The following is a 20,236-nucleotide window of genomic DNA, read 5'->3' as shown; positions in this document are numbered from 1 at the left end:
TGCTAAGGGCGGGGAAACGGCCATTATTCACTGCGGGCAGGGCGGCACAGGGCCAACGCGTGCTCACACCAGTCAATGATCGCGGCCGTGACCTCGTCACGGTTGGTTTCGTTGAGCAGTTCATGTCGCGCTTTTGGATAAAGCTGCAACTGAACATGCTGGTTGCCGGCCAGGCGCAAGGCACCGGCCAGATCCTTGAGACGCTTGCCGGCACTGACCGGATCACATTCGCCGCCCATGACCAGGATCGGCAGGTTCGGATCGATCTGTTTGAGGTTGGCCGGTTGGCTGATTTGTTCAAGCCCCATCAGCAGGTCGATCCATAACCGGTTGGTGCAGCGAAAACCGCACAAGGGGTCGGCAATATAACGGTCGACTTCGGCAGTGTCGCGACTGAGCCAGTCAAAGGCTGTGCGAGTGGGTTTGAACGCTTTGTTGAACGAGCCAAAGGACAACCATTCGATCACTGCGCTGTGCCCCAGTGGTCCCTGACGCCAGGCCTCCAGGCGGGCGATCATGCAGGCCGCGCGGTACAGCGCCGGTGGCTGGAAATTCGAGCCACTGAGAATCGCACCTTGCAGGCTGGCGCCGTGGTGGATCAGATACGCTTGGGCAATGTAGCTGCCCATACTGTGGCCGAAAAGAAACACAGGGGTGCCAGGGAATTGCTGGCCGATGTGCTGGTTGAGCAGCCCGAGATCGTTGACCACGGCGCTCCAGCCATTGTGGCGAGCGAACAGCCCCTGGGTTCCGAGTTCGGCGGTACGGCCATGACCGCGTTGGTCATGGGCAATCAGGGCATAACCTGCAGCACTCAGGGCCTGGCCTAGGCGCTGATAGCGACCGGCATGTTCGGCCATGCCGTGGGCCAGCAGCACGACGGCCTTGATGGGCGTACTCGGCAGCCATTGGTAAACATAAAGGCTGCAGTGATCGCTGGCCGGTAGCCAGAACGCATCGTGGTGCATGGCGAGTCCTTGTGCGCACAGGTGAATGAATCAGCTCAGTGTATAACTCAAGCGCACAATCGAGAGGTCGCAATAAACAAGATTCATAATGTTAATGACAGTGCTTGGCATATTTGCCACCTGCGGCATACCTGCTACCGTCGGCACAACATCCTCTCGTCAAGCAGACAGAGGTCAGGAGCGGCCAAGGTATGAGGACAAGAATAAATGCAAGCTGATTTCTGGAATGACAAACGTCCTGCAGGTGTTCCGTCGAGTATCGACATGAATACTTACAAGTCTGTGGTCGAAGTATTTGAGCGCTCTTGCAAGAAATTCGCTGACCGTCCTGCGTTCAGCAACCTGGGGGTAACCCTGACGTATGCCGAGCTGGAGCGGCACTCCGCAGCCTTCGCCGCTTACCTGCAGCAACACACCGATCTGGAACCGGGCGACCGCATCGCCGTGCAGATGCCCAACGTGCTGCAGTACCCCATTGCCGTGTTCGGTGCCTTGCGCGCCGGACTGATCGTGGTTAACACCAACCCGCTGTATACCGCGCGTGAAATGCGCCACCAGTTCAAGGATTCCGGCGCCCGGGCACTGGTGTACCTGAATATGTTCGGCAAACTGGTGCAGGAAGTGCTGCCCGATACCGGCATCGAATTCCTCATCGAGGCGAAGATGGGCGAAATGCTGCCGACGGCCAAGGGATGGCTGGTCAACACCATCGTGGCCAAGGTCAAGAAGATGGTGCCTGATTACCATCTGCCCCAGGCTGTATCGTTCAAGACCGCTCTCGGCCAAGGCCGCGGGGTGGTACCGAAGCGCGTGTCGCTGAGCCTCGAGGATATCGCCGTACTGCAGTACACCGGCGGCACCACTGGCCTTGCCAAGGGCGCGATGTTGACCCATGGCAACCTGGTCGCCAACATGCTTCAGGTGCTGGCGTGTTTCTCGCAACATGATGAGGACGGTCAGCGGCTGATCAAGGAGGGGCAGGAGGTGATGATTGCCCCACTGCCGCTCTATCATATCTATGCCTTCACCGCGAATTGCATGTGCATGATGGCCACCGGTAATCACAACGTGCTGATCACCAACCCTCGAGATATTCCAGGGTTCATCAAAGAACTGAAAAAGTGGAAGTTTTCCGGGCTGCTTGGCCTGAACACCCTGTTCGTGGCGCTGATGAATCACCCGGAGTTTAAGAACCTCGACTTCTCTGCCCTGAAAGTCACCAACTCCGGTGGCACGGCTCTGGTCACCGCCACCGCTGAACGCTGGGAAAGTCTTACGGGCTGTCGCATTGTCGAAGGGTACGGCTTGACTGAAACGTCGCCCGTGGCCAGCGCCAACCCCTATGGCAAGCTGGCACGCCTTGGTACTGTCGGCATTCCGATGCCGGACACAGCGTTCAAGGTCATCGACGATGATGGCATTGAACAACCACTGGGGGAGCGCGGCGAACTGTGTATCAAAGGCCCGCAGGTCATGAAGGGCTACTGGGAGCAACCGCAGGCCACTGCCGAGGCACTGGACAGCGAGGGCTGGTTCAAGACCGGTGATATTGCCGTGATCGATCCGGATGGCTTCACCCGGATTGTCGATCGCAAGAAGGACATGATCATTGTTTCGGGCTTCAACGTGTACCCGAACGAGATCGAAGAAGTGGTCATGAGCCACCCTCAGGTGGTCAATTGCGCAGTGATCGGCGTACCGGACGAGCGCTCGGGAGAAGCCGTGAAGCTCTTCGTAGTGCCGCGAGATGGCAACGTCAGCGTTGAAGAGCTCAAGGCCTTCTGCAAAGCCAACTTCACCGGCTACAAAGTACCCAAGCAAATCGTCCTGCGTGACTCGCTGCCGATGACGGCAGTGGGCAAGATCCTGCGCCGCGAATTGCGCGACATTGCCTGAAGGCAAGTACAGCCGCCGGCTTCAAGCGGCAAGTGATGCAAGACGAACCAAGCCGTTCGGTATGCCGCTTGCCGCTTGAATTCTCTGCTTTAGTCTTTTTACTCTAAAAATGACCATTGAGTTATCAAGAGTCATTTTTGTGACTGTTTGGGCTTCTTTAGCTCTAGTCGACCGTTTGCAAAGCTGCTAATCTCGGCCCGCTTGTGATTTTCTGGTTTGCAATAAACCGTAATCTTATATCAATAATAATCGCATCGACTGCGGTGAAGAATTCGCTGGTGCTGGAGGAGTGGGCTTCCATGATCGAAAACTTTTGGAAGGATAAGTACCCAGCCGGGATTGCTACGCAAATCAATCCGGATGAGTACCCGAATATCCAGGCAGTATTGAAACAGTCCTGCCAACGCTTTGCTGACAAGCCAGCCTTTAGCAACCTGGGCAAAACCATCACCTACGGCGAACTGTACGAGCAGTCGGGGGCGTTTGCCGCTTACCTTCAGCAAAACACGGACTTGCAACCCGGTGATCGCATCGCCGTTCAACTGCCCAATGTGCTTCAGTATCCGGTTGCTGTGTTCGGCGCTTTGCGTGCGGGCCTGATCGTGGTCAACACCAACCCGTTGTATACCGCACGGGAATTGGAGCACCAGTTCAACGACTCCGGCGCCAAGGCGCTGGTGTGTTTGGCCAACATGGCGCACCTGGCTGAAAAGGTAGTGCCCAAGACCCAGATCAAACACGTTATTGTCACCGAAGTGGCCGATATGCTGCCACCGGTAAAACGTCTGCTGATCAACAGCGTGATCAAGTACGTGAAGAAAATGGTCCCGGCTTATCATTTGCCGAAGGCGGTCAAGTTCGTTGACGTGTTGCGTCAGGGCGCCGGCAAACCGGTGCAGGAAGCGAATCCTGACCGCAATGATGTTGCCGTGTTGCAGTACACCGGTGGTACCACCGGCGTTGCCAAAGGGGCGATGCTTACACACCGTAACCTTATGGCAAATATGCTGCAGTGCCGGGCGTTGATGGGCTCCAACCTCAATGAAGGTTGCGAAATTCTGATCACCCCGTTGCCGCTTTATCACATTTACGCCTTTACCTTTCATTGCATGGCAATGATGCTGATTGGCAACCACAACATCCTGATCAGCAACCCGCGCGATTTGCCGGCGATGGTCAAGGAATTGTCGAAGTGGAAGTTCAGTGGATTTGTCGGTCTGAACACGTTGTTCGTTGCCCTGAGCAACAACGAGAACTTCCGCAAGCTGGACTTCTCGGCACTGAAAATCACCCTGTCCGGTGGCATGGCCTTGCAGATGAGCGTTGCCGAGCGCTGGAAAGCGGTAACCGGTTGCGCCATTTGCGAAGGCTATGGCATGACTGAAACCAGCCCTGTGGCGACAGTCAATCCTGCCGAGCACAACAAGGTCGGCACCATTGGTATTCCAGTACCTTCGACCCTGTGCAAGATCGTCGATGACGCCGGTGTCGAGCTGCCGTTGGGTGAAGTGGGCGAGTTGTGTGTCAAGGGCCCGCAGGTGATGAAGGGCTATTGGCAGCGACTGGAAGCTACCAACGAGATTCTCGACAGTGAAGGCTGGTTGAAAACCGGTGATATTGCCCTGATCCAGCCCGATGGCTACCTGCGTATCGTCGACCGTAAGAAAGACATGATTCTGGTGTCCGGATTCAACGTCTATCCCAACGAGCTCGAGGATGTTCTGGTGGCACTGCCGGGTGTGCTTCAGTGTGCCGCTATCGGTGTGCCTGACGAGAAGTCCGGTGAGGTGATCAAGCTGTTCATCGTCGTACGACCAGGTGTCACGCTGACCAAAGAGCAGGTGATGGCGCACATGCGTGCCAATGTCACTGGCTACAAGGTGCCGCGCTTCATCGAGTTCCGGGATGCTCTGCCGACCACCAACGTCGGTAAGATCCTGCGTCGTGAACTGCGTGACGAGGAGCTGAAAAAGCTCGGTCTGAAGAAGATCGCCTGATAACGATCCTGTCACAGCAACCGGCGTTGCCGGAAAAAAGGGCCGCTTTGCGGCCCTTTCTCGTTTTGCCTTGGTTTCAGCGCAATTTCTCGAGCATTTGGTAGTACCACATGCCTGCCGCCAGCAACGGATTGCCCAGCACATCGCCCATCGGCACTTTGATGTGTTTGCAGCCGGCAAAGGTATCGAACTTCTCCAGCGTGCCGGTCAGTGCCTCAGCCATGATTTCACCCATGATGTGGCTGGTGGCAATGCCGTGTCCGGAATAGCCCTGGCAATACCAGACGTTGTCCGAGAGCTTGCCCAACTGCGGAATACGGTTGACCACGATGCCCATGGCGCAACTCCACTGGAACTCCAGTGGCACCCCTTTCAATGCCGGGAAGGTGCGCTCGATGCAGGGACGCAGCTCGCCGGCAATGTCACGCGAGTCACGACCTGAATAGTTGGCGCCACCCCCGAACAGCAGGCGACCGTCAGCCGTCATACGGTAATAGTCGAGAACAAAGCGGCAGTCATAAACCGCCAGGTCCTGCGGGTTGATTTGTGCTGCCAGCTCCCCGAGTGGGGCAGTGGTAACGATGCCGCCCATGGCCGGGAATATCTTGCCCTTGAGCTGACGCTTTTCCAGTTTGTGGTAGACATCACCGGCCAACAGGATCTGCTTGGCTTCGATGCGTCCCTGCGCAGTCACTACTGCCGGGTGATCACCGTGGACGATCTCCAGTACTTCGGAGTTTTCAAAGATCAGCGCACCAAGGCTGTGGGCTGCACGGGCTTCGCCCAGGCACAGGTTGAGCGGATGCAGGTGCAGGTTGCGCAGGTTCTTCAAGGCGCCGATGTACAGCGGGCTTTGCAGGTGTTTGCTGACCGCGTCGCGATCGAGCAATTGCACCTGATCACCCATGCCGCGGCGCTGGGCTTCGGCCTCAAAGGCCTGCAGTTCTTTCATGTGCGAAGCTTTCATTGCCGCATGCAAGTGACCGTGCTTGAGGTCGCATTCAATCCCGTAGCGAGCGATCCGCTGTTCGATGATCTGGTGACCACGCCAGCGCAATTGCCAGATGAAATCATCGACGTCGTCGCCAAGCTTTTCGCGCATCTGCTTGCGCATTGCCTCGTCACCGGAAAGGCTGCCAGTGACCTGGCCGCCGTTGCGTCCGCTGGCGCCCCAGCCAATGCGATTGGTCTCGACAACGGCGACCTTGAGGCCGCGCTCGGCCAGTTCGACAGCGCTGGCGACGCCTGTGAAGCCGCCACCAATGATTGCGACATCGACCTTCACGGTACCTTTGAGCGTCGGGTACTGGGTGGTGTCGTTGAGGCTGGCGGTGTAATAGGACGCACTGCGCTGGGCGGTGCTGGTGTTCACGGCTGCATTCATAAAAAATCCTTGGCGCAAAAATAAAAGGGCTCAGGCCTGGGTCAGGTACCAGCGCCAGTCCTGTTCGCCGACTTCGGCCATGAACTGTCGATACTCGGCGCGCTTGACCGCCAGGTACACCCCCAGAAACGCTTCGCCGAATGCCTCACGCGCCCACTCCGACGCTTCCAGCGCCTTGAGCGAGGCGAGCCATTCGGTAGGAAGCAGTTCCTTGGCCTGGGCATAGCCGTTGCCTTCGACAGGGGCGCCCGGGTCGAGCTGCTGACGAATGCCGCTGTGCACGCTGGCGAGAATGGCGGCCGCGGCCAGGTAAGGGTTGGCATCGGCGCCACAGATGCGGTGCTCGATATGACGGCTGTTGGCCGGGCCGCCTGGCACGCGCATGCTTACGGTGCGGTTGTCGACGCCCCAGGTCGGCGCCAGCGGTGCGTAGCTGTTGGCCTGGAAGCGGCGATAGGAGTTGGCGTTGGGGCAAAACAGCAGCAGCGAATCGAGCAGATGCTTGAGCATACCGGCCACCGACTGGCGCAGCAGTGGTGTGCCCGCCTTATCGTCGCTGGCGTAGAGGTTGTTACCTTGGGCGTCGGCCAGACTCACATGCATGTGCATGCCGGTCCCGGCGAGGTGATCGAACGGTTTGGCCATGAAGCAGGCCTGCATGCCGTGCTTGTGAGCCACACCTTTTACCAGGCGCTTGTAGCGTACAGCCTGATCCATGGCCAGCAAGGCATCGCCATGCTCCAGGGTGATTTCCACCTGGCCTGGGGCGTATTCGGAAATCGCTGTGCGCGCCGGAATGCCTTGGGCCTTGCAGGCACTGTAGAGATCGGCGAGGAACGGTTCGATCTGTTCCAGTTCGCGCAGGCCATACACTTGCGTGCCGCGCGGACGTCCGCCGTCGCTGTCCAGAGCGGGTTGCGGGCGCCCCTGATGGTCACGTTTCTGATCGAGCAGGTAGAACTCCAGTTCACAGGCCATCACCGGATGGTAGCCCTCGGCCTTGAGCGCATCGATCACCTTGACCAGCAAATGGCGCGGATCGGCGATGGTTGCTGGCATGCCTTCGCTAGGGTGCATGCTGACCTGCACCGCGGCGGTGGGAATCTGCCGCCAGGGTAAACGTACCAGGCTGTCTTCCAGGGGGTAGGCACGACAATCGATATCACCCACATCCCAGACCAAGCCGGAGTTTTCCACATCGTCGCCATTGAGGGTCAAGCCGAGGATGGTGCTGGGCAGTGGTCGGCCGCTTTCATACACCGCCAGCAGCTCTTCACGGTGCAGAAGCTTGCCGCGTGGTACGCCGTTGGCATCAAGAATGAACAGTTCGATCATCTCGATATCCGGGTTTTGTGCCAGGAATGTTCGGGCTTGCTCGATGGAGGCAAATTGCATGCAGTTCTCGCTCGCGCCATCAGGCGCACAGGACTGTTTCCGCTACGGGGCGACAGTCAAAGACAGGTAGGCCAAGGCTGGCCGATGAAATCAGTCTAAGGCGAGAAAAGTATCTGGTGGGCGGGCATGGCGGCAGTGCCACAAGGCCCAGAAAGCGAGAATAATGTGAACCAGCGGGTTTTCCCCAGAGCGAGCCCGTACCTTCGGAAACGAAGGGCGCAACAACGAACGGGGCTTACACAGGGGCGAAGTCATGCCGCGATACTCCCATGCCAGCGAAGGTTCATTAAATCAGCCTTTGTATACCTTCAGTTTGTCTGGCGCTAAACAATCATCGCGCCACCCTGACCGTGCCGAACGGGGGCAAATCTGCGACAATCGCAGCCCTTCCTATGCCGATCATGAAAAAGCAGGCTCACCTGCACGACTAAAAAGCGCCCATGACTGACCACGCTATCGATCAACTGTTGAAAAACCTCGACCATGCAATGATTGCCGAGCGTCATCGCCTGCGCCGGCAACTGCACGAAATACGCAAGCGCCCGGACGAGGCCAGGCTGGCTCAGTGGGTGGAAAAGGTCCAGGCGTCCTGCGCGCAGGTCAGCGCGCGCAAAGCCAGTGTGCCGAGCATCCGTTACGACGACAGCCTGCCGATTGCGGCCAAACGTGACGAAATCATGAAGGTTCTGGCCAAGCATCAGGTGCTGATCATTGCCGGCGAAACCGGCTCGGGTAAAACCACTCAGTTGCCAAAAATCTGCCTCGAACTCGGGCGTGGCCAGCATGGTTTGATTGCTCACACTCAGCCCCGGCGTATCGCGGCGCGCAGTGTAGCCGCACGCGTGGCCGAGGAATTAGGTACGCCGCTGGGCGCACTGGTGGGGTACCAGGTGCGCTTTGAAGACCAGAGTGACGCCAATACCCTGGTCAAACTGATGACCGACGGTATTCTTCTTGCCGAAACCCAGCACGACCGTTTTCTTGAGCGCTACGACACCATCATTGTTGACGAAGCCCATGAACGCAGCCTGAACATCGACTTCCTGCTCGGTTACTTGAAGACCTTGCTGCCACGGCGTCCGGACCTGAAGGTCATCATCACTTCGGCGACCATCGACCTCGAACGTTTCTCCAGGCATTTCAACGATGCGCCGATCATCGAAGTCTCGGGGCGTACTTATCCGGTGGACACCTGGTACCGACCGCTGACCAGCGAGCAGGACGAGGAAGGTAATCAGGTAGAAAACGATCTGACCGTTGACCAGGCGATTCTCGCCACACTCGACGAGATTGCCAGTTTTGAGCGTGGCCAAGGCAAGGGGCCTGGCGATGTGTTGGTGTTCCTGCCCGGTGAGCGCGAGATCCGCGATGCCGCCGAGATGCTGCGCAAGGCACAATTGCGACACACCGAGATCTTGCCGTTGTATGCACGCTTGTCGCCGGCCGAGCAGCAGAAGATTTTCCAGTCCCATCCGGGGCGACGCGTGGTGCTCGCCACCAACGTTGCGGAAACGTCGTTGACGGTGCCGGGTATCCGTTACGTGATCGACAGTGGTACTGCGCGGATCAGCCGCTACAGCTACCGCGCAAAGGTTCAACGCCTGCCGATCGAGGCGGTGTCGCAGGCCAGCGCCAATCAGCGTAAGGGCCGTTGTGGCCGGGTCGAGCCGGGCATTTGCGTGCGCCTGTACAGCGAAGAAGATTTCAATGCGCGGCCGGAATTCACCGACCCTGAGATTCTGCGCACCAACCTTGCTGCGGTGATCCTGCAAATGCTGCACCTGCGTCTGGGTGAGATCGACGCCTTCCCGTTTATCGAGCCCCCGGACGGCAAGGCCATCAGCGATGGCTTCAACCTGTTGCAGGAACTTTCTGCGGTAAACCGTGAGAACCAGTTGACCCCCCTTGGGCGTCAGTTGGCGCGCCTACCAGTCGATCCGCGCCTGGGGCGGATGTTGCTCGAAGGTGCCAAGCAGGGCAGCCTCAACGAGTTGTTGATTGTCGCCAGTGCCTTGTCGGTGCAAGACCCACGCGAGCGTCCACCGGAGCGCCAGCAGGCCGCCGACCAGGCGCATGCGCAATGGAAGGATGCCGACTCCGACTTCGCCGCTTTGGTCAACCTGTGGCGTGGCTTTGAAGAACAGCGTCAGGCCCTGACAGCCAGCCCGCTGCGTAACTGGTGTCGGAAGAACTTCCTCAACTATCTACGCCTGCGTGAATGGCGTGATGCTCATCGGCAACTGAGCCTGATTTGCCGCGAACTGCAGTTGAGCATCAACAAAGAGGCGGCCGATTACCAGAAGTTGCACAAAGCGATTCTTTCCGGCCTGCTCAGCCAGGTCGGCCATAAAACCGAAGACGGCGATTATCTGGGGGCTCGCCAACGACGCTTCTGGGTACATCCATCTTCGGGCCTGGGCAAGAAGCGCCCGCAGTGGATCATGAGCGCCGAGCTGGTCGAAACCACCAAGTTGTACGCGCGTATGGTAGCCAAGATCGAGCCGGACTGGATCGAACCGCTGGCAACCCATCTGATCAAGAAGAACCATTTCGAACCGCACTGGGAGAAGAAGCGCGGCCAGGTGGTGGCTTTTGAACAGGTGACGCTCTATGGCCTGATCGTGGTCGGTCGTCGTCCGGTGCACTTTGGTCCGATCGACCCGGTGATGTCCCGAGAATTGTTCATTCGTGAAGCGCTGGTCGGCGGCGAAATTCAGACGAAGGCCAAATGTCTGAGCGCCAACCGCAAGTTGCTCGAGCAGCTCGACGAGCTTGAGGCTAAAGCCCGGCGCCGCGACATTCTGGCCGATGAAGAAACCCTCTTCGGCTTTTATGAAGAACGTCTGCCGGCCGAGATTCACCAGACCGCAACTTTCGACAGTTGGTATCGGGTCAACAGCCAAAAAGATCCGCAACTGCTGATCATGCGCGAAGAAGACGTGCTTGCACGCGAAGCCAGTGAAGTTACCGCGGCGCAGTATCCAGATACCTTGCGCCTGGGCGACTTGACCCTGGCGCTGAGTTATCACTTCGAACCCAATCATCCGCGAGACGGTGTCACCGTGCGGGTGCCGGCGCCTTTGCTGCCTAGCCTGCCAGGCGAACGCCTCGAGTGGTTGGTGCCAGGTTTGGTCGAAGCCAAATGCATTGCCCTGGTGCGTAACCTGCCCAAGGCGCTACGCAAGAATTTCGTGCCGGTGCCGGACTTCGTCAAGGCAGCCCTGCAACGCCTGACTTTTGCCGAAGGCTCGTTGCCTCAGGCTCTGGGGCGGGAATTGTTGCGCATGACCGGGGCACGGGTCAGCGATGAAGCCTGGGCTGAAGCCGCCGGGCAGGTGGACAATCACCTGAAGATGAACCTGGAAGTGGTCGATGCCCACGGCAAGTTTCTTGGTGAAGGTCGCGACCTGACCGAACTGACCGCACGCTTTGCGGCTGCCAGTCAGGCTGCACTGGCTGTGCCGCAGACCGAAAAGAGCCAGCAGCCGGTCCAGGCCAAGGCCTTTGCTCAGGTTGCCGAAACCGTCCAGCAAAAGATCGCCGGTCTTTCCATGACGGTTTATCCGGCGTTGGTGGAAGAAAACGGGACGGTCAAGGAAGGACGCTTCTCAACCCTGGCCGAAGCCGAGTTCCAGCACCGTCGCGCCTTGCAGCGCCTGCTTTTGCAACAACTGGCAGAGCCGGCCAAGTTTTTGCGTGGCAAGCTTCCCGGTCTGACCGAACTGGGCTTGTTGTATCGCGAGTTGGGGCGCGTCGACGCGTTGGTGGAGGATATCCTTCTGGCCAGCCTCGACAGCTGCATTCTGGAAGGAGAAAGCAACTTGCCTCGCGATGGCGCGGGCTTGGCCTCGCTGGCCGAACGCAAGCGCGGTAGCTGGACCGAGCACGCGGAGCGACTGGCCCGCCTGACCCTGGAGATCCTCAAGCTCTGGCATGGCCTGCAAAAGCGCTTCAAGGGCAAGATCGACCTGGCCCAGGCTGTGGCGCTCAACGACATCAAGCAGCAGTTGAGCAACCTGGTTTATCCGGGCTTTGTCCGCGAAACCCCAGGGGTGTGGCTCAAGGAGCTGCCGCGCTACCTCAAGGCGGTTGAATTGCGCCTGGAAAAACTTGGCTCGCAGGTGCAGAAGGACCGGGTCTGGAGTGGCGAACTGAGCAACTTGTGGGCGCAGTACAAGGCTCGCGCTGACAAGCACGCTCAGGAAGGCAAGCGTGATGAACAGCTGACGGTGTACCGCTGGTGGCTGGAAGAGTACCGGGTTTCACTTTTTGCCCAGCAGTTGGGCACCAAGGTGCCGGTTTCTGACAAAAGACTCAGCAAGCAGTGGAGTCAGGTAGAAGCCTAAACCCCAGGAGTTGTGGCACACTTGGCCGATATTCGCCGCTGCCGTGCCATTGTTGCCGGCAGCAGCGCTTACTGAATGTGGTGCCCTGCAGCGGTCCCGCGTGCCGGGATAATTATGTGCAAGAGTTGGTACGTTAGTGCCAGCCAAGCGAATTGAACAGGCCGGTGCCCGTCAGGCATCGGCCCCTGAACAGAGGAACGACCGTGCATAACGTCGTCATCAGCGGCACCGGCCTGTACACCCCGGCCAACAGCATTTCCAACGAAGAGCTGGTGGAGTCTTTCAACGCCTATGTGCAGCAGTTCAACGCTGACAATGCTCAAGCCATCGAACGCGGTGAAGTGCAGGCGCTGGCTCCATCCGACGCCGCGTTCATCGAAAAGGCCTCGGGTATCAAGAGCCGTTTTGTCATGGACAAGGCAGGGATTCTCGATCCCCAGCGCATGAAGCCACGCTTGCCGGAACGCTCCAACGAAGAGCCGTCGATCCTCTGCGAAATGGCTGTAAAAGCAGCCGAACAGGCATTGCAACGCGCCGGCCGCAGCGCTGCCGATGTCGACGCGGTGATCGTTGCCTGCTCCAACTTGCAGCGCCCGTATCCGGCCGTTGCCATCGAAGTGCAGCAAGCTCTGGGTATCAACGGCTTTGGCTTCGACATGAACGTCGCCTGCTCCTCGGCCACTTTTGGTATTCAGACTGCCTGTAACAGCGTGCAGTTGGGCCAGGCTCGTGCGGTACTGGTCATCAGTCCGGAGATCTGCACGGGTCACCTGAACTTCCGCGACCGTGACAGCCACTTCATCTTTGGTGATGCGGCGACTGCGGTGTTGGTGGAACGCGCCGACCTGGCAACCTCTGCGCACCAGTTCGATATTGTCAGCACCAAACTGCTGACGCAGTTTTCCAACAATATCCGCAACAACTTCGGCTTCCTCAATCGCGCTGCCGAAGAGGGCATCGATTCCCCGGACAAACTGTTTGTCCAGGAAGGCCGCAAGGTGTTCCGTGAGGTCTGTCCGATGGTCGCTGAACTGATCGCTCAGCATCTGGCGGAAAACGCCATCGACGTGAATGACGTCAAACGTTTCTGGCTGCACCAGGCCAATCTGAGCATGAACCACCTGATCGTCAAGCGCCTGCTCGGCCGCGAAGCGCAGGAAGAAGAAGCACCGGTGATTCTCGACACCTACGCGAACACCAGCTCGGCAGGTTCAGTAATTGCGTTGCACAAGTACCAGGATGACTTGGCTAAAGGATCCCTGGGTGTGCTCAGTTCCTTCGGTGCTGGCTACTCGATCGGCAGCGTGATTCTGCGCAAGCGCTGAGTCTGATGTAACAAGCCGCACGTTTCGACGTCAATTGCGCACGTCCAGAATGAGGTGGCGATGTCGGCCGATAATGAAGCACGCTTGCTTGAGCGCCTGTTGCTCGCCGATCAACAGGCATTCAAGGAGCTGGTAACAACGTATCAGGGCGCCATGCGCGCCGTGGCCTATGCCATTCTAGGCAGCCGTCAGGCCGATGAAGCGGTGCTGGATGCCTGGCTGGCCGTGGTGCGTGGCCTGCCAGGTTTCCAGCGGCGTTCCAGTCTGAAAACCTGGTTGCTGACCATCACCGCAAACGCGGCCAAAAACCGATACAAACAAAATCGCCGCGAGGTGCTGCTCGATGACTTGCCTTCCCCGCATGGCACTATCGGCGACGCACGCTTCGCCAGCGATGGTCATTGGTTGGCGGCGCCTTCCTCGTGGCACGAAGACTCTCCGGAAGCACTGCTCAGTCAGGATGAACTGCGTGAATGCCTGGAACACACCCTGCTCAGTCTGTCGCAGTTGCAAAGTAGCGTTCTGATCCTGCGCGAACGTCAGGGGCTGGAACTCGAAGAAATTTGTAACCTTCTTGGTATCTCGCTCTCCAATGTTCGCGTCCTGCTGCACCGGGCAAGGTTGAAGGTCTTTGCCACTTTGGAACACTTCGAGGAGACGGGCCAATGCTGAGTTGCAAGGAACTGGTCGCCTGCTCAAGCGACTACCTCGACGGGCAACTCAGCCTCGGTGAAAAGCTGCTGGCTCGTCAGCACCTGCTGTTTTGCCGGAACTGCCGGCGATTCCTCAGGCAGATGCGGGTGACCCAAGCGACGATCAAGGCTATGCCGGAGGCGCCGGTAGACGATGTTGATGAAATCGTCCAGCGGATGACGAAAGCGCAGCCACCTCACGAGGCTCCCTGAAAACCCTGCTGGAAGGCTCTGCAATGGGGCTTTTCGGCTTATTCGCATTCGAAGTAAAAAGTTCCCCTGTCATAAAAGATTTATATAAAAGCCACTGATCTGACACACCTCCCCGCCAAGATTCCTCCCCAGCACAAGTGGCCCAAGCCGCGTGTTTTTCCAACATTATCAAGACCATAAAGTAGGGGAGCTTCTTCGATGATCCGTAAGCACTTCGCAGGTTTCGCAGCCAGCGCCTTGGCAATGGCCGTTACCGCCCAGGCTTTCGCGGGTACCGTGACTACCGACGGCGCCGATATCGTAGTCAAGACCAAAGGTGGCCTCGAGGTCGCTACCACCGACAAGGAATTCAGCTTCAAGCTGGGCGGTCGAATCCAGGCTGACTACAGCCGTTTTGACGGTTTCTACACCAACAACGGCAACACTGCCGACGCCGGTTACTTCCGTCGCGCCTACCTGGAACTGGGCGGTGTGTTGTACACCGACTGGGCCTACCAGATTGCTTACGACTTCTCGCACAACTCCGGCGGCGACAACCGTTCCGAAGACGGCTACTTCGACGAAGCCTCGTTGGCCTACAACGGCTTCAAGCCAGTTTCGATCAAGGTGGGTCGTTTCGACCCCGAGTTCGGTCTGGAAAAAGCCACCAGCTCCAAGTGGGTAACCGCCCAGGAGCGTACCGCTGCTTATGATCTGGTCGACTGGGCCAACGCGCACAACGGCGGTATGGGCCTGCAGGCATCCGGTAACGCCGGTGACTCGCTGTACGGTTCGGTAGGTGTATTCGCCAAGGACGCCACCAACCAGGACGAGGATGGTGACAGCACCAAGCAGTTCAACCTGCGCGGTGTCTTCGCGCCGATGCACGAAGCCGGCAACGTCCTGCACTTCGGTATCAACTACGCTCAGCGCGACCTTTCCGACACCGCCTTTGATGGTCGTATCCGCAGCCGCCTGGGCATGCGCGGTGTGAGTACCGATGGTGGACAGGATGCTGGCAGCAACGGCAATCGCCTGGTGCTGGGTGGCGCCAACAACACCCCGGCCGGTGCATTCGACACCGACAAGGCCTGGAACCTGGAAGCTGCATGGGCCATGGGCCCATTCTCGGTACAGGGTGAATACATCAAGCGTGACACCCAGGCCGACGACGATGCGTTCAGCGACATCAAGTCTGAAGGCTACTACGGTCAATTGGCTTACACCCTCACCGGTGAAGCGCGTGGCTACAAGCTTGGCAAGTTCGACGCGATCAAGCCGTCGAACAAGCAGATCGGTGCCTGGGAGCTGTTTTACCGCTATGACCACCTGAGCGTCGATGATGACAACGGCGCATTTGCCGACATTGGCGATGTCGAAGCCAAGGTGCACAACGTGGGCCTGAACTGGTACGCCAACGAGTCGATCAAGCTCAGCGGCGTCTATGTCAAAGCCAAAGTCGACAACGCTCAGAACGCTGCCGGCGACGACAGTGGCGACGGTTTCGTAATGCGCGCGCAATACGTGTTCTAAGCAGCACCGCTCCTTATCCGTTAGATCTTCAGCCCCGCACACGCGGGGCTTTTTTTCGTCGGTGTGACGAGGCAGACTGCAGCAATGCCTATCCATATCCTGTCACAGCTTGCCGAGCTCACACCTGCCACCTGGGATACCCTGGTGCCGGGCGAACAGCCTTTTTTGCGTCACGCTTTCCTGAGCAGCCTGGAGGACAGCGGCAGTGTCAGTAAGCACACGGGCTGGATACCGGTCCATCGGGTGTTTGCCGATGCTTCTGGCCACCTGCAGGCCGCTATGCCGTGCTATGTGAAGTCTCACTCTTTCGGTGAGTACGTGTTCGATCACGGCTGGGCAGATGCCTGTGAGCGGGCGGGCATTGCCTATTACCCGAAACTGCTGTGCGCCGTGCCGTTCTCGCCCGTATGTGGCCCACGCCTGCTTGGCGATCCCAGCGTGGCGGCTGAACTTGTGGAGCAGCTTGCCGAAGATTTGCCTGGGTTGGGGTTGTCCGGTGCGCATATCAACTTTACCGACGATATGGGTGACGCGGTGATGCACGGCCGCGAAGGATGGATGGAACGCCTGGGGTGCCAGTTTCACTGGCGCAACCAGGGTTACCGCGACTTTCAGGATTTTCTCGACAACCTTAGTTCACGCAAGCGCAAACAGATGCGCAAGGAGCGTGAGCAGGTTGCGGGGCAGGGCATCGAGTTTCGCTGGTACCGGGGCGATGAACTGAGTGAAGCGCAGTGGGATTTTGTTTTTGCCTGTTACGCCAACACCTATGCAGTGCGTCGTCGTGCGCCGTACCTGACCCGGTCATTCTTCAGTTTGCTGGCCGAGCGTATGCCTGCAGCGATTCGTGTGGTCATGGCCCGTCAGGCAGGGCGTGATGTAGCCATGGCTTTCAGCCTGGTAGGCGGCGACAGTCTCTACGGTCGTTACTGGGGGTGTCTTGATGAGTTTGACCGGTTGCATTTCGAGACCTGCTTCTACCAGGGCATGGACTTTGCCATTGCTGAAGGCTTGCAGCGCTTTGATGCGGGGGCGCAAGGCGAGCATAAGCTGATCCGTGGGTTCGAGCCTGTGATTACCCGCTCATGGCATTACTTGTTGCACCCGGGGTTGCGCCGCGCCGTGGAGGCGTTTCTCCACCAGGAGCAGGCAGAGGTGCTGGCCTATGCCGAAGAGGCACGCACGGCGCTGCCTTATCGGCGGGCTGGATAGCAGGAGAGCAGTTGTTGTGCAGGCGATTCAATCGATCCCGACAAACCCTCCGGTCTGGTGATGCCACAGGCGTGCATACAAGCCTTGGTGCGCCAGCAGCTCGGTATGGCTGCCCATCTCGGCGATGCGGCCTTTTTCCAGCACGACCAGGCGGTCCATGCGGGCGATGGTCGAAAGACGGTGGGCAATGGCGATCACCGTCTTGCCCTGCATCAGCGTCTCGAGGCTTTCCTGGATGGCGGCTTCGACTTCCGAGTCCAGCGCTGACGTGGCTTCGTCCATGATCAGAATCGGCGCGTTTTTGAGCAATACCCTGGCGATCGCAATGCGCTGACGCTGGCCGCCGGAGAGTTTAACCCCTCGCTCACCCACGTGTGCATCGAATCCCGTACGCCCCTGGGCATCGGATAATTGCGGTATGAACTCATCGGCACGGGCGCGGCGCACGGCTTCCCAGAGTTCTTCTTCGCTGGCATCCGGGCGCCCGTACAACAGGTTCTCGCGGATCGAGCGGTGCAGCAGTGAGGTGTCCTGGGTGATCATGCCGATCTGGGCACGCAGGCTGGCCTGGGACACTTGGGCAATGTCCTGGCCGTCGATCAGGATCCGTCCGTTATCAAGGTCGTACAGGCGTAGCAGCAGATTGACCAAGGTCGACTTGCCGGCACCGGACGGGCCGATCAGACCGATTTTTTCCCCGGGGCGGATGTCCAGGCTCAGGTCGTCGATAATTCGATGGCCTTTGCCATAGTGGAATCCGACATTCTCGAACTTGACTGCGCCGCGTTCGACTTTGAGCGCTGGAGCGCCGGGTTTGTCGGTCACGCTTACCGGCTGGGCGATGGTCTGCAAGCCATCTTGGACCATGCCGATATTTTCGAAGATGCCGTTGACCACCCACATGATCCAACCCGACATGTTGACGATTCGAATGACCAGGCCAGTGGCCAGGGCAATGGCGCCGACCGTGATCAGTGACTGTGTCCACAGCCACAGGGCAAGCCCCGTGGTGGTAACGATCAACAGACCATTGAGGCTGGTGATGACCACATCCATGCTGGTAACCACGCGGGCAGCCAGTTGGGTTTTTTCGGTCTGTTCGCTGATCGCCTCGCGCGCGTATTGTTGTTCGAAGTCAGTGTGGGCAAAGAGTTTGAGCGTGGCGATGTTGGTGTAGCCGTCGACGATGCGGCCCATCAGTTTGGAGCGCGCATCTGAAGAAATCACGGCGCGGGCTTTGACCCTGGGTACGAAATAGTAGAGCGCGCCGATATAGCAGGCGATCCAGCTTATCAGTGGCAGCATCAAGCGCCAGTCCGCCTCCGCAAACAGCACCAGCGAGCTGATGGCATAGATCAATACATGCCACAGGGCATCAACCGCTTGTACGGCGGAGTCGCGAAGGGAGTTGCCGGTCTGCATGATGCGCTGGGCAATACGACCGGCAAAATCGCTCTGGAAGAAGTTAAGGCTCTGCTTGAGCACATACGTGTGGTTTTGCCAGCGGATCATGCTGGTCATGCCGGGGCTGATGGTCTGGTGCACCAACAGATCGTGCAGACCGACGAACACTGGCCGCAGAAGAAGAGCTACCACCAGCATCCAGATCAGCTCGTTGGCATGCTCGCTGAAGAAGTTGACGTTGGGAGTGCCCTGGGTCAGATCGATGATTCGACTCAGGTAACTGAACAGCGCCACTTCGATCAGCGCACCGATCAGGCCAACCACCAACAGCGCTGCAAAACTGGGCCATACCTGGCGCAGGTAGTACAGGTAGAAGGGCAGCACTGTACTGGGTGGCGCAGCGCTGGGTGCTTCACGAAATATATCGATCAGCCTTTCAAAACGGCGGAACAGCATGAAAACCTTAACTCCTGTTCATAGACCCGCAGGCCTTGGCTCACGTCCCTGTGAGGCTCGGGGTCAGTCGATACGCTTGGCCGACTTGATGAATACCGGATCGACCGGCACATCACGCATACCGCGCTTGACGGTGGTTGGTGAGTTGACGATCTGATCGACCACATCCATGCCTTTGACCACTTTGGCGAAAACTGCGTAACCGGCATCACGGCCCGGATCGAGGAAGGCGTTGTCGGCTACGTTGATGAAAAACTGGCTGGTAGCCGAGTTCGGGTTCGATGTGCGGGCCATCGACAAGGTGCCGCGTGTGTTGTGCAGACCGTTGCTGGCTTCGTTCCTGATCGGCGACTTGGTTTCCTTCTGCGACATCTGCTCGGTGAAGCCACCCCCCTGGACCATGAAGCCCGGAATCACCCGGTGGAAGATGGTGTTGTTGTAGAAGCCGCTGTCCACGTACTCCAGAAAGTTCTTGCTGCTGATGGGCGCCTTGACCGGATCCAGTTCTACTTCAATCTGGCCAAAGCTGGTGTCGAGCAGTACATGGGGCGCTTTATCGGCCGCCATCAGGCTGGTGGCGAAGACGACCGAGCAGGTGGCGAGCAGGAGTTTTTTCAGCATGGGCTCAATGTTCCTTGAGGGGTGGTCGACGCTGCCAGAAATTGCAGCAGCGTCTGATTGAATACATGGGGTTGATCCAGCGGCGTAGCGTGCCGGGAATCTTCGATGACCGCCAGTCGCGCCTGAGGTATCAGGCGCACATAACGCTCCTTGAGGAGTACCGGGGTGTAATCCTGGTCAGCGCTTATGACCAGGGTAGGACAGCGGATCTGCCCCAGGCGTTCGCTGACGCCCCAACCGACAATGGCATCGAAGCTGGCCAGATAGGCACGCTTGTCGTTCGTCGCCCAGCGCTGGGCCATCTTGCGGCGCAGGTCCGCCTGCTCCGGTTTGGGGAATAGTCGCGCCGCCAGGCCTTTGCCAATCGTTTCAAGGCTGAGCATCCGGGCCAGGGTCCAGCGCTTGGCCCACCAGATCCAGTCCTGGCGGCTACGACGCTTGACCTCCGGTGCGCTGTTGACGATGCACAGGCTGCGCAGCGACTCAGGGTGATCAACGGCGAATTGAAAGCCGACCATACCGCCCATGGACAGCCCCACCAGATGCACCGGGCCGGTCTGCAGTTGCTCGAGCAGGGCCAGCAGGTCGGCGCTGAAACTGGCGATGCTGTAGCGTTCGCGCGGTTTGTCGGAGCGGCCATGGCCACGGATGTCCATCAGGATCACCCGGTAATGGCGAGCAAGCGCGGGCACCTGCATTTCCCAATCCTGGCAGCTGGAACCCAAGCCGTGCAGCAATACCAGTGGCTCGCCCTGGCCGTATTCCTCGTAGTGCAGCGAGCAACCTTCGTGTTCGAAATAGGCCATGGGCGTGAT

General features: G+C 58.6%; 14 protein-coding genes. 8 read left to right on the top strand and 6 right to left on the bottom strand.

The genetic code is table 11. The features are described 5' to 3' along the window. Positions 1-23: 23 nt before the first annotated feature. A complete protein-coding gene (locus tag D3Z90_RS19915) occupies positions 24-968 on the bottom strand; it encodes an alpha/beta hydrolase (protein ID WP_136477644.1) in 945 nt (314 codons plus the stop codon). A gap of 207 nt (positions 969-1,175) precedes the next feature. Here D3Z90_RS19915 and fadD2 point away from each other — a divergent pair, with 207 nt between their 5' ends. Together fadD2 and fadD1 are read left to right on the top strand one after the other, a co-directional pair. Further along, positions 1,176-2,864, top strand: a complete 1,689-nt coding sequence (fadD2, locus tag D3Z90_RS19905; protein WP_136477642.1) for a long-chain-fatty-acid--CoA ligase FadD2 — start codon at positions 1,176-1,178, stop codon at positions 2,862-2,864. Between the two features lie 299 nt (positions 2,865-3,163). Then, positions 3,164-4,861: a long-chain-fatty-acid--CoA ligase FadD1 gene (fadD1, locus tag D3Z90_RS19900; protein WP_136477641.1), complete on the top strand. Its 1,698-nt coding sequence runs from the start codon at positions 3,164-3,166 to the stop codon at positions 4,859-4,861. A gap of 76 nt (positions 4,862-4,937) precedes the next feature. Here the strand turns inward: fadD1 and D3Z90_RS19895 are convergent, their stop codons facing one another. Beyond that, positions 4,938-6,245 (bottom strand): FAD-binding oxidoreductase, encoded by a 1,308-nt coding sequence (locus tag D3Z90_RS19895; RefSeq protein ID WP_136477640.1) that lies wholly within the window; start codon positions 6,243-6,245, stop codon positions 4,938-4,940. 30 nt (positions 6,246-6,275) lie between these two features. Then, a complete protein-coding gene (locus D3Z90_RS19890; RefSeq protein ID WP_136477639.1) occupies positions 6,276-7,640 on the bottom strand; it encodes a glutamine synthetase family protein in 1,365 nt (454 codons plus the stop codon). A 440-nt stretch (positions 7,641-8,080) separates the two neighbouring features. Between D3Z90_RS19890 and hrpA the strand changes: the two genes are divergently transcribed. The 6 genes from hrpA (at position 8,081) to D3Z90_RS19860 (ending at position 16,940) form a co-directional block, all read left to right on the top strand. Next, positions 8,081-11,986: an ATP-dependent RNA helicase HrpA gene (gene hrpA, locus D3Z90_RS19885; RefSeq protein WP_136477638.1), complete on the top strand. Its 3,906-nt coding sequence runs from the start codon at positions 8,081-8,083 to the stop codon at positions 11,984-11,986. Positions 11,987-12,189: 203 nt separating this feature from the next. Next, entirely contained in the window at positions 12,190-13,311 is a 1,122-nt protein-coding gene (locus tag D3Z90_RS19880) for a beta-ketoacyl-ACP synthase III (protein ID WP_136477637.1), read from the top strand. Positions 13,312-13,371: 60 nt separating this feature from the next. Beyond that, positions 13,372-13,983: an RNA polymerase sigma factor gene (locus tag D3Z90_RS19875; protein WP_136477636.1), complete on the top strand. Its 612-nt coding sequence runs from the start codon at positions 13,372-13,374 to the stop codon at positions 13,981-13,983. Further along, a complete protein-coding gene (locus D3Z90_RS19870; RefSeq protein WP_136477635.1) occupies positions 13,977-14,216 on the top strand; it encodes an anti-sigma factor in 240 nt (79 codons plus the stop codon). The genes D3Z90_RS19875 and D3Z90_RS19870 overlap by 7 nt, the downstream gene beginning before the upstream one ends. Positions 14,217-14,414: 198 nt before the next feature. Beyond that, positions 14,415-15,728 (top strand): OprO/OprP family phosphate-selective porin, encoded by a 1,314-nt coding sequence (locus tag D3Z90_RS19865; protein WP_136477634.1) that lies wholly within the window; start codon positions 14,415-14,417, stop codon positions 15,726-15,728. An 84-nt stretch (positions 15,729-15,812) separates the two neighbouring features. Further along, positions 15,813-16,940: a GNAT family N-acetyltransferase gene (locus tag D3Z90_RS19860; RefSeq protein WP_136477633.1), complete on the top strand. Its 1,128-nt coding sequence runs from the start codon at positions 15,813-15,815 to the stop codon at positions 16,938-16,940. A 27-nt stretch (positions 16,941-16,967) separates the two neighbouring features. Here the strand turns inward: D3Z90_RS19860 and D3Z90_RS19855 are convergent, their stop codons facing one another. The 3 genes from D3Z90_RS19855 to D3Z90_RS19845 all read right to left on the bottom strand — a co-directional run bounded on the left by D3Z90_RS19855 (position 16,968) and on the right by D3Z90_RS19845 (position 20,227). Next, positions 16,968-18,800: an ABC transporter ATP-binding protein gene (locus D3Z90_RS19855; protein WP_136477632.1), complete on the bottom strand. Its 1,833-nt coding sequence runs from the start codon at positions 18,798-18,800 to the stop codon at positions 16,968-16,970. Between the two features lie 63 nt (positions 18,801-18,863). Further along, a complete protein-coding gene (locus D3Z90_RS19850) occupies positions 18,864-19,421 on the bottom strand; it encodes a peptidylprolyl isomerase (RefSeq protein ID WP_136477631.1) in 558 nt (185 codons plus the stop codon). Further along, positions 19,415-20,227 carry an alpha/beta fold hydrolase gene (locus tag D3Z90_RS19845; protein WP_136477630.1) on the bottom strand — a complete coding sequence of 271 codons (813 nt, stop codon included), beginning with the start codon at positions 20,225-20,227 and terminating at the stop codon, positions 19,415-19,417. The genes D3Z90_RS19850 and D3Z90_RS19845 overlap by 7 nt, the downstream gene beginning before the upstream one ends. Between the last annotated feature and the right edge of the window lie 9 nt (positions 20,228-20,236).

This window comes from Pseudomonas sp. DG56-2 (assembly GCF_004803755.1).
GTDB lineage: Bacteria > Pseudomonadota > Gammaproteobacteria > Pseudomonadales > Pseudomonadaceae > Aquipseudomonas > Aquipseudomonas auratipiscis.
This window is presented reverse-complemented; position numbering and strand designations above follow the sequence as displayed.